This window comes from Lysinibacillus sp. CTST325, from assembly GCF_054665055.1.
In genome coordinates this window covers 118,173-131,126 of sequence record NZ_BAAFHO010000005.1, presented here as the reverse complement: position 1 = coordinate 131,126, position 12,954 = coordinate 118,173, and the positions used below count along the sequence as shown (strand labels likewise).

Annotated in this window: 15 protein-coding genes and 1 pseudogene; 12 read left to right on the top strand and 4 right to left on the bottom strand. The window is 35.5% G+C overall.

Translation table 11 applies throughout. From position 1 onward, the window contains the following. Positions 1–23 precede the first annotated feature (23 nt). Entirely contained in the window at positions 24–890 is an 867-nt protein-coding gene (locus tag ACYQ73_RS13975; protein WP_460013040.1) for a pentapeptide repeat-containing protein, read from the bottom strand. A gap of 220 nt (positions 891–1,110) precedes the next feature. Between ACYQ73_RS13975 and ACYQ73_RS13970 the strand changes: the two genes are divergently transcribed. From ACYQ73_RS13970 to ACYQ73_RS13955, 4 genes are all read left to right on the top strand, one after another. Further along, positions 1,111–1,743 carry a TetR/AcrR family transcriptional regulator gene (locus ACYQ73_RS13970; RefSeq protein WP_460013039.1) on the top strand — a complete coding sequence of 211 codons (633 nt, stop codon included), beginning with the start codon at positions 1,111–1,113 and terminating at the stop codon, positions 1,741–1,743. A 152-nt stretch (positions 1,744–1,895) separates the two neighbouring features. After that, positions 1,896–4,214 (top strand): ABC transporter permease, encoded by a 2,319-nt coding sequence (locus tag ACYQ73_RS13965; RefSeq protein WP_460013038.1) that lies wholly within the window; start codon positions 1,896–1,898, stop codon positions 4,212–4,214. 3 nt (positions 4,215–4,217) lie between these two features. After that, positions 4,218–4,976, top strand: a complete 759-nt coding sequence (locus ACYQ73_RS13960) for an ABC transporter ATP-binding protein (protein WP_460013037.1) — start codon at positions 4,218–4,220, stop codon at positions 4,974–4,976. Positions 4,977–5,761: 785 nt separating this feature from the next. After that, entirely contained in the window at positions 5,762–5,944 is a 183-nt protein-coding gene (locus ACYQ73_RS13955; RefSeq protein ID WP_460013036.1) for a hypothetical protein, read from the top strand. An 86-nt stretch (positions 5,945–6,030) separates the two neighbouring features. Here the strand turns inward: ACYQ73_RS13955 and ACYQ73_RS13950 are convergent, their stop codons facing one another. Next, positions 6,031–6,432 (bottom strand): hypothetical protein, encoded by a 402-nt coding sequence (locus ACYQ73_RS13950; protein ID WP_460013035.1) that lies wholly within the window; start codon positions 6,430–6,432, stop codon positions 6,031–6,033. 315 nt (positions 6,433–6,747) lie between these two features. Between ACYQ73_RS13950 and ACYQ73_RS13945 the strand changes: the two genes are divergently transcribed. Next, positions 6,748–7,029, top strand: a complete 282-nt coding sequence (locus ACYQ73_RS13945) for a hypothetical protein (RefSeq protein ID WP_460013034.1) — start codon at positions 6,748–6,750, stop codon at positions 7,027–7,029. A gap of 24 nt (positions 7,030–7,053) precedes the next feature. On the opposite strand, the gene ACYQ73_RS13940 is transcribed toward ACYQ73_RS13945, so the two are convergent. Continuing rightward, entirely contained in the window at positions 7,054–7,653 is a 600-nt protein-coding gene (locus ACYQ73_RS13940) for a hypothetical protein (RefSeq protein ID WP_460013033.1), read from the bottom strand. 480 nt (positions 7,654–8,133) lie between these two features. Here ACYQ73_RS13940 and ACYQ73_RS13935 point away from each other — a divergent pair. From ACYQ73_RS13935 to ACYQ73_RS13925, 3 genes and pseudogenes are all read left to right on the top strand, one after another. Beyond that, positions 8,134–8,271, top strand: a pseudogene (locus ACYQ73_RS13935) (hypothetical protein); the annotation flags it as partial. 685 nt (positions 8,272–8,956) lie between these two features. Further along, on the top strand, positions 8,957–9,391 hold the full coding sequence (locus tag ACYQ73_RS13930) for a hypothetical protein (RefSeq protein ID WP_460013032.1): 435 nt from the start codon (positions 8,957–8,959) through the stop codon (positions 9,389–9,391). A gap of 73 nt (positions 9,392–9,464) precedes the next feature. Then, positions 9,465–10,475 carry a hypothetical protein gene (locus ACYQ73_RS13925; RefSeq protein ID WP_460013031.1) on the top strand — a complete coding sequence of 337 codons (1,011 nt, stop codon included), beginning with the start codon at positions 9,465–9,467 and terminating at the stop codon, positions 10,473–10,475. A gap of 1 nt (position 10,476) precedes the next feature. Here ACYQ73_RS13925 and ACYQ73_RS13920 read toward each other — a convergent pair whose 3' ends face one another. Beyond that, positions 10,477–10,623 carry a hypothetical protein gene (locus ACYQ73_RS13920; RefSeq protein WP_460013030.1) on the bottom strand — a complete coding sequence of 49 codons (147 nt, stop codon included), beginning with the start codon at positions 10,621–10,623 and terminating at the stop codon, positions 10,477–10,479. 141 nt (positions 10,624–10,764) lie between these two features. Between ACYQ73_RS13920 and ACYQ73_RS13915 the strand changes: the two genes are divergently transcribed. From ACYQ73_RS13915 to ACYQ73_RS13900, 4 genes are all read left to right on the top strand, one after another. Next, positions 10,765–10,887, top strand: coding sequence for a hypothetical protein (locus tag ACYQ73_RS13915; RefSeq protein ID WP_460013029.1), 123 nt, complete (start codon positions 10,765–10,767; stop codon positions 10,885–10,887). Positions 10,888–11,124: 237 nt separating this feature from the next. Next, positions 11,125–11,895, top strand: coding sequence for a hypothetical protein (locus tag ACYQ73_RS13910; protein WP_460013028.1), 771 nt, complete (start codon positions 11,125–11,127; stop codon positions 11,893–11,895). Beyond that, the gene (locus tag ACYQ73_RS13905; protein WP_460013027.1) at positions 11,892–12,248 is read left to right on the top strand and encodes a GntR family transcriptional regulator; all 357 of its coding nucleotides are present in this window, start codon (positions 11,892–11,894) and stop codon (positions 12,246–12,248) included. Before ACYQ73_RS13910 ends, ACYQ73_RS13905 begins: the two co-directional genes overlap by 4 nt. Before the next feature lie 10 nt (positions 12,249–12,258). Then, positions 12,259–12,954, top strand: coding sequence for an ABC transporter ATP-binding protein (locus ACYQ73_RS13900; RefSeq protein WP_460013026.1), 696 nt, complete (start codon positions 12,259–12,261; stop codon positions 12,952–12,954).

Here is a 12,954-nt window from a genome sequence, read left to right as displayed (position 1 = left end):
TTTCATTTGCTCTTTTGTTGAAGTTAGTTATCCCAATGAGACGGACGTTTTAGGTGGGAGGGCAATTTTGTTTGGTGATTGCCTTGTGCTGAATTTATTTGCATTTGGGTTAAAAACATACTGCTAGAAAGATCTGCGCCACGTAAATTGGCGTCACGTAAATCCGCACCTATAAAATCAATACCTCTTAAATCTGCATTTTGTAGGTTGGCAGCAATTAAATAAGCTCCTCTAAGATCAGTTGCTCTTAAATCCTTGCCTTTTAAATTCTTCCCCATCCAATCAACCCCACGATTGTCATACTTTCGAGCGTTTTTCCCATTAATCTTCTCGATAAGGTTTTGGCGAATTTGCTCACTTGTTTCTAACAGTAAAACATTCACTGGCAGTCGGAAATTAGGAATATCTATTGCTAGTAATGCATCTGCTTCTAGCTCAGTTGCTCGCTGTAGTTGTTCTAATTGAATATGTAGTTTATTAAATAGGGATGAATCAACCGTATACGATAAAGCCTCTGCTACGTAGGCGATCATTTCATAAAGTTGTTCCATAATCGGAAAGACACGAAACATTTTCTCAGAAATTTCAGGGTGTTGTCGCCAGTCTTGTCCATGGAAGGTTGTTTGTGAAACCTTTTGTCCTGCTCCTAAACAATCAAAAACGGTACACCCTTTAAACCCTTGATCTCTAAGTTTACTATGAATTTGACAGCTAAAATCTGATTGTAGATTAGGGCAAGGTGTCCCAGCTGCTTTATTAATGGCAAAGTCGCTAGAAGCAGCAATATTTAAAGCCGTGCAACATAGACCAAAACAGCGTTGACAATCAGCCTGTAAACCTTCACGTATCTTTTTTCCTATTGTATAATCCATTTTTTGTACTTCAGACATTATTGTTTTCCTCTCTTAACGCATAAACTTCTTACATATAATTCTATCACTTATTATGCGTAAAAAGATATTTTTGTATGGATGAATTTATCGTTTACCTCTCGATAATCAGGAAATAAATTAATAGTTTTTTACAAAATAGGAACAGCCCATTGACAATTTATTGTAAAATGGTATAATTTTTATCGACAGACAGTCGGTCTAATGAGGGGGAATAAACATGAGAAAAGAAGCGATGGAACGCAGAAACGAAATACTCGATGCGGCTGATGAGCTTTTCGGTCAGAAGGGTTTTGACGGCACAAGTACTAACGATATTCTCGAAAAGGTCGGAATTGCACGAGGAACGCTGTATTATCACTTCAAGTCGAAGGAAGATATTATGGACGCGCTCATTGATCGATATAATACTCAAATTTTAGGTGCAGCTAATGGAATTGCAGCAGATAAGAGCATAGCCGTTCACGAGCGTATTGTTCGTGTTGTAATGGCACTAAACATAAGCGGCGAAAACGGCAAGGAAATTATTGACCATATACATAAGCCTCAGAACGCGCTTATGCATCAGAAAATACAAAAGGTCATCATTAACGGTCTTCCGCCGATATTGACGGGAATAATCCGTGAGGGTATTGAGCAAGGACTATTTAGTACGCCATATCCGTATGAATGTATGGAAATGATTGTGGCATATACGAATACCGTTTTTGATGATGATATGGTAGATCTGACAGATGAAGAGCGTGCTGCACGTATACCAGCTTTTATATTCAACGTAGAAAGACTGCTCGGTGTCGAAAGAGGAAGTCTTATGTACATGATGAAGATGTTTGGCAGTGGGGGTGAGAGTTAAGGAACTGGAAACGACGGACGGTGGTTAATTCTGAGGATTCTTCAGAAGATTTTTCTGCAAAAGTCGGGAAAGCTCATTTCAGTAATAGGAAGTGGGCTTGGGAATTTGTGTTACTTCATTTATTTTCTTCAACTTGAAAACCGAGGTGACTTATGTATTTCAGATTAATCCGTAATGATATTTCTAAAAGCAAACTGATAACGTTGACAACAACAATATTTGTCGCCGCAGCGGCTATGCTCGTTTCCCTCTCGGCGATACTTATCATCAATCTTTCAGGTGCGATCGATTCACTGATAAATCAGGCGAAAACGCCGCATTTTATGCAAATGCACTCGGGGGATATTGATACTGTACGACTTACGAATTTCGCGGAGCAAAACAGCAATGTTGATGAATTTCAAGTGCTTGAGTTTCTTAATATGGACAATGGGCAAATTATTTTAGGTGATCGTTCGCTTGCGAATAATGTTCAAGACAATGGTTTTAGCATACAAAGTGAAAAATTTGATTATCTTCTTGATCTTGACGGAAACGTCATAAACGTCTCCGATGGCGAGCTTTATGCTCCGATAAACTATATGAAGGACATCGCCATAAAGGTCGGTGATAAAGCCGTAATAGGTGGAAAGGAATTTACTGTTGCGGGCTTCCTCCGTGATTCACAGATGAATTCTATGCTGTCTTCCTCAAAAAGATTTCTGGTCAGTCAAAATGATTACGCGAAAATAAAGAGCCATGGAAGTACGGAGTATTTGATTGAGTTTAGATTAAAGGATATATCGGCGCTTGGCGAATTTGAAACTGCTTATGCCTCCGCAGGTCTTGAAGCGAACGGACCAACGATTACATATCCACTTTTCAAAACACTTAACGCAATTTCTGACGGGATAATGATAGCAGTTATTCTTCTTATAAGCGTTCTCGTTGTTGCAATCGCATTTATGTGCATTCGCTTTACACTTCTTGCGAAAATTGAGGACGATTACCGTGAAATTGGTGTTATGAAGGCGATAGGGCTGCGTCTTTCTGACATTAAGAAAATTTATCTTGCGAAGTACACAGCTATCGCGGCGGGAGGTAGTATTCTTGGTTTTGCACTCTCGTTGTTATTCAAAGACATCCTTCTTGAAAATATCCGGCTTTATATGGGGGAAAGCGAAAACTCTTCCTTTGCCGCGGCTTTAGGAATAATCGGAATTCTGCTTGTATTCCTCGCAATCATTGCCTATGTAAGCGGAGTGCTGAGACGCTTTCGGAAAATATCTGCTGCAGAAGCAATACGTTTTGGCACTTCACAGGAAAAAAACGCAGGCGCGAAGCGTTTTTGTTTGAATGAAAACAAACTGCTTAACACGAATGTTTTTCTTGGTATCAAAGATGTTCTTGCAAGGAAAAGACTTTACGCCACAATCCTTGCAGTACTTGTCATTTCAGCATTTATGATTATTGTTCCACAAAACCTCTACAACACGATTTCCTCAACAAGCTTCATTAAATATATGGGTATTGGAAACTACGATATTCGTATCGATATTCAACAGACTGATCATATTTCTAAAAAATCTGCCGAAGTTTTAACATCTATGAACAGCGATAGTTCCATTTCAAAATATACTATCCTTACAACAAAGACATTCAAAACAAAAATGGAAGACGGTTCGGAGGAAAATATAAAAATAGAACTCGGCGACCATTCGATATTCCCAATTCAATATACCGAGGGCAGAGCACCCGCAGCAGAAAACGAAATTGCACTTTCATCTTTGAACGCTGATGAAATGAGCAAAAAGGTTGGCGATGTCATTACGATCTTAATGAAGGGGAAGGAGACAAAGCTAACAGTAAGCGGCATTTATTCCGACATTACGAACGGCGGAAAAACGGCAAAGGCTGTTTTTACCGATAATTCGGAAGGTATAATGTGGAGCGTGATTTGCGCGAAGCTTTCAGATAAATCTCTTGTTAATGAAAAAGTCTCAGAGTATGCGGACAGATTTACTTTCGCTAAAATTTCCAATATCGATGAATTTGTTACTCAAACTTTTGGCTCGACTATAAAATCGGTCGGCAAGGCATCCATTGCTGCAATTGCCATAGCGCTCGTAATAACGGTACTAGTGACACTGTTATTTATGAAAATGCTTGTCGCAAAGGACAGATATTCGATTGCCGTCATAAAAGCATTAGGTTTTACAAACTCCGATATTTCGATACAGTTTGCTTCGCGAGCGGTATTCATATCAATGATCGGAATTATTATTGGCACTCTACTAGCAAATACTCTCGGAGAAGTACTTGCGGGCGCAGTTATCTCCTCGTTTGGGGCGTCGTCGTTTAGTTTTTCGATCAATCCACTTTCGGCGTATGTGCTTTGTCCGTTAATGATGGTTTGCTCGGTACTAATCACAACAATAATTGGCACATTGGGCGCGGGGAAAATAAAAATATCCGAAAATATAAAGGAGTAGTTTATGAAGAAGATTATCATCGGTGAACATATTGTAAAATCTTTCGGCGAGGGCGATGAAAAGTGTAATGTTCTCGACGGAGCGTCCGTTGACATAAACGAGGGTGAGTTTGTTGCGATAATGGGACCCTCAGGCTCTGGCAAATCAACGCTAATGTTTGCGCTGAGTGGCATGGACAGCGTTGATGGCGGAAGGATTATTTTTGATGGCAATGATTTATCGTCAATCGGGGAGGTTGAACTTTCAGATATACGTAGAACTAAAATGGGCTTTGTATTTCAGCAGCCAACGATGCTTAAAAATCTAAATATTCTCGATAATATTATTCTTCCATCGATGCGCGAGAACAGAAAAAACGTTGCAAAAATATCAGAGAAGGCAAGAGCACTTATGAAGAGGGTAGGCATTGCGGAGCTTGAAATGCGAGACATTACACAAGTTTCGGGAGGGCAGCTACAGCGAGCAGGAATCTGTCGAGCGCTTTTGAACAACCCGAAAATTATCTTCGGCGATGAGCCTACGGGTGCTCTAAACTCAAAATCAGCACAGGAGATCATGGACATCTTTTCCGAAATTAACGCGGGCGGTACTGCGATTATGCTTGTCACTCACGACGCGAAGGTTGCGGCGCGTACGGAGCGTGTGATGTTTATGCGCGATGGAAAAATCGTAAGTGAGTTGAAACTTCCGAAGTTCGACGGTACAGATATTGATGGTAGAGTAGAGAAAGTAACGGAGAAAATGTGGGAAGTAGGAATATGATTTGTTGTATCAACCTAACACTGTTTCTTAATGAGAAATGTAAGATTTTAACTTACTACGTTGGCAATAAACATTTGGCAGCAGAGTATATTAGCTAGTGCCACTATGAAACGATAACGTCGACCTCGATCGAGAATGAGCTGAAAATAGCTCATTCTTTTTTTGCTTCTTTTTTAACTTATGCCCCTTACTTCTTGTCTCTTCAAACTTTTCTCGGAATACCCTATTTACCAGTTATTACAATTTCAACAACCTGTCAACAATATAGCGGGATCCTTTTGAGGTGCAGACAGGGAGAACTCCTTAATGCCTATGGTGAAATTTCGAATTCTCTTCAAACTATATATGTTCCATCTGATTCTCAATGAAAGATAAACCTTGTTGTGACAGCCTTTCAGCTTTAACTGAGAAAACTATTTACATAATGTAGCCAAAGTGCGAATGGATATTTAAAATAAACTGAAAATTAAAATATCGATATCCAAGCCTTTGTAGGACAATCATTTGTAAACGAAAGAACATCCCCGGTATTTATAAATGGCAGAGATCCCGTAACTAGAAATTAAGATAAGAAGGTGTGAGATGAATTTCGGTTAAGTTTAGCCTCTAATTTTCTGTTTTATCTGATAACATGATATAATCAGTCGTAAATCAGGGGTTTTGTCTGTTAAACAAACAATATAGTAAGATGATTGATTGAAACAACTTTTTCTTCTACAAGTAATTTATAATTAACGATTTATTAGAGGCTATTTAAAATAAAATCATAGGGGGTATATCTTTTTATGAAAATTGGAAATAGCATTATTATGTTAAGTTTAATCTTGATTTTAATTGGTCTAGTTTATCAATTAGGATATCACAGCTCTACTTATTTTAAATATTCATTTTCTATAGGGTTCATGCTTTTGGGAATTGGTATTTTAATAGATGGAATTGAAAAAATAAAAAAGAAAAAGAATACATAGAGTTTTGATAGATTAGCCAATACAAGATGTTATTCGATAGAAACCTTTTGAGAATGTGTTTTTGTTGGACTACTTAAAATAAAATTTTACCATGTAGAAGTTTGTGTATCAGAATATTTCGGTTGATGATTACGATTAAATGCTGCTTTTGTATTCCAAATTGTAGTTTTTATATGAAGACCACTTGAAGAATACCAAGTGTCAACTTTATAGTATTGTCCTACCACTCTCGGAGGGAATCCAGATATTACACCAATTGATTTAAGTCCATAATGAGTAGTAAATCCTGCGTAGAGTGTTCTTGTTATAAATGCAATAGAATTATTTTTCATAAACTTCACACCAACACCAAGATCTACAACTACTATATATTCAGCGATTGCATCTGCCTTTGAAACTGTTTTGTATTCTGTTACCCTGTTTGAGGGATAGTTAAATACTGACTTAAGGTGTTTCGTTTCTGTATATCTACCAGTAAGTTTTGCCACTACATTTTGAGTCCCAATAGCATTAACTTTTGGTTTAGGAATCGTAATGGTATGAGAATCGACACTATTAGCTACTCCTGTAGAATAACTATCACTTAATTGATAATTACTTGGCCATTCGTATCCAATTACAATGCCTTTTTTCCTTGCATCCTTTGCTTTTACCTTATAAGTTACTTTAATTGTTCCATTACTAGTGTTTTTCTCAACATGTGTAACTTGACCCTCCTTTTAGGAATGTATATTCTCGTTTTATTAATCTTATTATACAATATACTTATACCTTAATAGGATAATTAACAAAGGGGTGATATTGTGGAAGGACTCTTAGCGCTTTCATTAATCTACTCTTTTTTTCTGACAATTCCACTATTAGCAAGATTAGTTTTGTTTAATTTTTTCTACAAAGATAAAAAACGCCCTTTATCTATGTTGATGGATGCCATAGTTCTTTTATCAACTGCACTTTGGCTAATAGGTATTAGAGATGTAGCTTTTCCATTGCCGTCATTAACTTCTAAGTTCGCATTTTTTATATTTATCCTTTCTGCCGCTGACTTTTACTACAACTTTATTAGATTAAAAAAGGGCGCTTAATAAATAAGCGCCCATTTTTAATCATTATCGTGGGTATACAAGGTATTTCTTAAAAACAGGATTCATTTTATAAGTCGCCGCCGACTGTTTATTACCCGAAGAATCTGTGTATGCTTTTTGATTATATACAAGAGTTGTTTCAAATCCGCCTGTTTTTGGCGTAAGCGTAGTTGTCATTGTATCTCCTACACGAGGCGCTGGGAAACTAACACGAGTAGTTGTAGCGTCCGATGCACCAAAGGCGATTGTTAAAATTGCACTAGTTATAGTCATAGTAACTCCAATAACAGTCATTGCAGCAACCGCTAAAAGACTTTTATCTCGGTACGCTTTAACATCAGCAGCCGTGTAAGTGTGCGTTTTAGTCTCTACTGTTGTAAGGTGTACTGGAATATAAGCAAAGTCATAACTATAACCATTATTAGATTTGATATGCACTTTATACTCACTAAGATACTCGCAATCGTACACAAATGAACCACTTGCAGTAGTTTGAGAATAATCTTTCGTGTATACTAGTTTGCCGTCCGCACGGAAGATCTCCACTTTACCGTTGTAACCAATACCACCCTTTTTGCTCCAAGCAACATTAATTCCTTTTTTGCCAGAACGTGTTAGTTTCAAATTGAAACCGTATTACCATTGATAATTGCCATAATTAATTCCTCCTTATTTGCATTGTTTTTTGATACAACTTAATCATAAGGCTGTTTAAAGACTCAAAACTCTCCAAAAACTATGGCATTATTACATTGATTTTCTATTAAAACTCTATAAAAATCAGAAAGTGTGTTTTTTTTCAACACTTGTAACTTCAATATTTGCATCAATAATACTAGCCATAATATACCACTTCTCTAATAATTTTTGATGTACATTTATTATATAAAGTGTAGTTTTAATATTAAAATCAACCATTTAATGAAATTAATTATAAGTTCAAAGCAAATTCAATAGCATTTAGACTTTTTTTATCTCTATAATTGCTATTTTCACTGCTGATCTTCTTTATATTTAAAAGAAGATTAGCAGAAAAATAATTCAAATGATTTCAACAGTATATTTCCTACAATTGGTTGAGATATCATTGAAAGATGCACAAAAAAAGCAGTGAAACAAGCTGTATTAGCTGGAGCACTTTCTGAGACGATTGAATTAGTGGAAGTAGAAGAAACACCCCTTGCGTATCACCCAGAAAATGCAACTAGATTAAAAGTTAAAGTTATAGGTAAGATGGTCTAGGTTTTCTTCACTGTGTTAGATAATTTTCTGTCAAAATCGATGATAATAATATAAAGAATTAGGCAGTAACGACAAGGAACGAATTCTTGTCGTTACTGCCTTTTTTAAAATAACTAATTATTTTTGTGACTACTTTACGGATTACCTCTTGTACAAAATCCTGTATAAACCAAAAAACAAAGATGGAAACAAATATGCTAAAAATATATATTGCTTTTTGAGTAGTAACTTCATAAGAAATTTCACTTTTTAGTAGTAAAAATTAATTTTTTGATTTTTTCAAATTTTGTTTGATTTTCAACAAAAATTGATTTTGAAACACTTATAGCTAACGATAAGCTACTAGCATAGCCATAACGATTCTGATCTGTATCAATTTTCTCTCTATTGGTTACAAAACTTGATTTTGAAACTTTTATAGCTAATGATAAGCTACTAGCATTCCCGGGAAAAGTAAATAAGGAGGTAATACCATGCTAAAATTTTAAAATTAGGAATTATATCCATGTAGAAAAGAATACAAAATATAGATTAAGTAATGAAACCGACGCGTCCTAATATTACTGCAAATAAGAACATTACATTGCAATTGGGACTCCAAGTACAAATATTACATCTGTAATGTAATTTGGAAATTTAAATTCTGATTAACAAAAGTATATTTAAAGAAAGGGAGGAATTTACAATGTCTATTATCGCATCTTCTATTTTGAGTTTTAGTTTATTAACTTCCCCTGTGGCTTCTGAAGATTTTTCAGAACCAGTTGACGATTCTGTTGAAGGACCGGAAATTACATTATCTGATGATTCCTTTTTAACAGCTGAGGGTTTAAGCGTTAGAGCATCAAGTGGAAAAGGGCATCTTGAAGGGAGTAATCCTTTTGGTTTAAAGCCTAGAGCAATTGCTTCCACTACTGTGAATAGTGGAACAGCTGTAACAGTTAAAGCCAAAGTTGATAGTAACAATAATGGTACAAATACTAGTACATCAGGATGGCACACTTTATCAAATACTAATAAGGTTTCTACATCCACGCTAGTAGCTTTAACTGAGAAAACTACTTTCTTTGGATATCATCAAATTAAAAAATATAAAAGTAGTGATTGGGAAACAGCCTGAACACAAGTTTCATTTTAATTAAATTAGAAAGTACAGACTAAAAATAGTCTGTACTTTTTTAGGAGATGCTTTTATGAAAAAATATCCATTCAATAGTAGAAAAAGCATATTCTTCTTCTCGTTTATAATTATAGTACTTATAGGGTATATAGGGTTTATTCTTTTTGGAAATGAAAATACTAAAGTAGAAACACAAGAAAATCTCGAAGTTTCCAGTTTACCGCAAGAAGAATTAGCAATAGGTGCTGGTTATGGCATGGGAGTGAATAGTTTAATAATTGATCAAGAAAGTCAAAAGAATGGTCAAATATTAATGAAAAATCCACAGGATCTATTAAAAGTAAATTTTAAAAACAGAGGGAATAGTGGTAAATATATATTGAAAGTATTTTATGACTTTAAAGAAACTAAGTTTTCTATTGAAAAAGATCATTACGCTAGTTCCTATGTGTTTGATTTAGAAACTGGTAAATCAATAGATATTATTTTTTCTTTAGACCAAAAATTAAACAAAGATAATAAAATCCATAAATTAATTGTCGCAATTTATGCATCACCTGAAAAAAATGCTAAAACAATTAAAGCGACAACAAATTTTTACGGAATGACGCTTCCATATACAATTTATTTTGAAGGAAACAAAAAACAGAATGTACAAGAGACAGTGACTAAAGATTATCATCAGCCTATAGATAAACTTGATCTACAGTATCGAGGGTTGATGATTAATAATGATTTCAAAAAATCTAATGAAGTATTATTCCCTCGTTATTCTATTAAAGCAAAAAAAGGAGAACATTTAAAACTAGCATATTATTCAGGGAAATATGATAAAGATATACAAGATTATTTGATTATTTCTATGATAGATTGGAAGCAAGTAAAGATGAATAATGATGACTATTTATTGTTAGAAAATGATTCAGAAAAAGTAGATTATGGAACTTTTTCTGTAAAAGTACCTAATAAAGCAGGTTTATATGAATATTCAGCAATCATTATTCCTAACCCTACTAATGTAATGGACGAAATGAGTTTCTCTCCATTAGATACGGCCTATAGATTTACGGTAGAGGTAGAATAAATCACGATAAAATATATAAGGACTTTCTTGATTGGATTGAAGACTGGGCGACTCCTTGGGGATCAGCACTAGTGGAACGAAGGCTAAAAGCTTCACGTTCTGTGATAACGCCTTCTTGTTCAACATCGTGTCGTCTCAAGCTGTTCATCGGACTGTTTCTTTCTTGGTTAGCGGCGCAACACACACTTTTAGCGGCGAATTCCAACATAAGCTGGACAATTTGACAAGACTAAAGTCAGAGTTGAAAAACTTTGTATAGAGACGCCCCCAGGAAAGCGCCCGGTCGTGGATGTCAGATAAAATTCAAAAGTTGGGTGATAAAACGCAAAAGTTAGTCGATAAATCTAAAAAGTTGGTCGATAAAACGCAAAAGTTAGTCGATAAAACTAAAAAGTTGGGTGATAAAACGTAAAAGTGTTCCGATAAAATTAAAACGTCTGTCATGTGGATAAGTTGATTGGAGTGAAGACTTGACGCCCTCAGGAAATCACTCCCCAAAATTGCTGAAGATGCATACTTAATTTCATTACAACCTGAAGGAAGAAGCCTATATTTTAAAGGTTCTTCCTTTTTTTTGCTTTTAATGCTTGCAAATCAAAAAGTCATAGTGTACTATTTGACTAGTACACTATGACATGAGGTGTTTACTTTGAAAAATTTTGCAGGGCTATTGAAAAAGGAATGGATGCTCTATAGGGGATGGCTATTCGGTGGGATTTTTATTGGGATCATGCTGTCCATGGTAGTTCCATATTTAATAAGGCGTTTTAGTGGTGAATTTACGATGGAAAACCAACTGCCATTTTTCTTTTCAATATTAGTACTTATGTTAGGTGGATTTTTTTCGGTATTACAATATCTAGTTAGTATTCGTAATGACTTAAGGACCAAAGAGATCTGGCTGCATTCAACTAGTTCCATTGCACAGCTTGTAGGTGTGAAAATTGTATTTTCCTTAATAGGATACGCTATCTTCAATTTTATCTTTGTGAGTATAGCTATATACAATATCAAAGAAGAAATTATAGGCAACTTCGTCCAAATACTGTTATTGCTTATACTTGTTGTGACAATTATTGTTATTTTCCAATTGATGATGTTTGTGATAGTGCTACTGTTTTTTGCATTTAATCTCCAAATGAAACATTTTATTGGTAACTTTTCCGTAGTTATCACTATGTTTACCTTTTTCTTCAGTTTGAATTCATGGTTCAAATTTACAGAAAGTAAATTATATGATAATATTTTCCATCGTATTGGTGTTCCATTAACGGGTCTGGAACAATTTTTCCCGAAGTCACCAACAATGAATTTAAGCTGGGGCACAATGTATATCTTAGATGAAGTAGCAACTTTTATTTTGGTATCCATCCTATTTATCATATCGACAAAGTGGCTTGAAAAGGTGGTTTTACGATGACAATCGACTTTTCACGTGATAAGCCTATTTATAGTCAGCTCGTAGATCGGATATGTGGGGACATTTTGAAGGGGAATCTAGTGCTTGGGGAACGACTTCCTTCGGTACGAGAATATGCAGTGGAAACAGGTGTTAATGTAAATACTGTGCAACGGGTGTATAAGGAGTTAGAAGCGATGAATATAACGGAAACCAAACGAGGTCAAGGTACATTTATTACAACTGAAGAAGAGCGAATTGCGCTTTTACGCGAAGAAATGAAAACTCAATTAGCAGATCATTTTTTAACTTCCATTGAAGCACTTGGATTTTCAAAGGAAGAGATGCTCGTTGTTTTACAAAATAAATCGTGAGGTGAAATAAATGCTACAGTTATCGAATGTTTCTTTTCGTTATATGAAAAAGCCTATTTTACAAGATGTGTCTTTTTCCTTTCCTGTTGGACAAATCATTGGGCTTGTTGGAGAAAATGGTAGTGGCAAGTCGACGCTATTAAAAGTGTTGGCAGGTTTATTACGTCCTTCAAGTGGTGAGGTATTGTTAAATGGAACACCTGTTACACGCAGAAGTGCTGATAAAATTGCTTATTTACCAGATATTGATTTGTTTTTTGATTTTTACACAGGTGAGCAGCTTTTTCAGCACTATGCTTCTCAATTCGAAGATTTTTCGTATGATAAGGCATGTATTGTTGCAGAGTTTTTACAGGTTGATAAAAATATGAAGCTACGGCAATTATCTAAGGGGAACCGTGGTCGAATGAAAATGGCCGCAACACTTGGGCGAGAAGTACCCTTTTATTTAATGGATGAGCCATTTTCAGGTCTTGATCCAATTGTTCGTGAGCAGCTCATTAAAGGGTTAATTCAATTTACCGATATTGAACACCAGACAATATTATTATCAACACATGAGTTATATGAGGTAGAGCCTATTTTAGATCAAATCATTTTATTGCAAAATGGTTCGATTATTGCACATGAGGAAGTAGAGACGATTCGAGATGTCTCGAATAAGGATGCTGTGCAATGGATGAAGGCGTATTATAAGAAAGGGTGA

Coding starts and splice junctions, on each gene's coding strand:
- ACYQ73_RS13975 (WP_460013040.1), bottom strand. CDS start 890: ATGTCTGAAGTACAAAAAATGGATTATACAATAGGAAAAAAGATACGT.
- ACYQ73_RS13970 (WP_460013039.1), top strand. CDS start 1,111: ATGAGAAAAGAAGCGATGGAACGCAGAAACGAAATACTCGATGCGGCT.
- ACYQ73_RS13965 (WP_460013038.1), top strand. CDS start 1,896: ATGTATTTCAGATTAATCCGTAATGATATTTCTAAAAGCAAACTGATA.
- ACYQ73_RS13960 (WP_460013037.1), top strand. CDS start 4,218: ATGAAGAAGATTATCATCGGTGAACATATTGTAAAATCTTTCGGCGAG.
- ACYQ73_RS13955 (WP_460013036.1), top strand. CDS start 5,762: ATGAAAATTGGAAATAGCATTATTATGTTAAGTTTAATCTTGATTTTA.
- ACYQ73_RS13930 (WP_460013032.1), top strand. CDS start 8,957: ATGTCTATTATCGCATCTTCTATTTTGAGTTTTAGTTTATTAACTTCC.
- ACYQ73_RS13925 (WP_460013031.1), top strand. CDS start 9,465: ATGAAAAAATATCCATTCAATAGTAGAAAAAGCATATTCTTCTTCTCG.
- ACYQ73_RS13920 (WP_460013030.1), bottom strand. CDS start 10,623: ATGAACAGCTTGAGACGACACGATGTTGAACAAGAAGGCGTTATCACA.
- ACYQ73_RS13915 (WP_460013029.1), top strand. CDS start 10,765: ATGTCAGATAAAATTCAAAAGTTGGGTGATAAAACGCAAAAGTTAGTC.
- ACYQ73_RS13905 (WP_460013027.1), top strand. CDS start 11,892: ATGACAATCGACTTTTCACGTGATAAGCCTATTTATAGTCAGCTCGTA.
- ACYQ73_RS13900 (WP_460013026.1), top strand. CDS start 12,259: ATGCTACAGTTATCGAATGTTTCTTTTCGTTATATGAAAAAGCCTATT.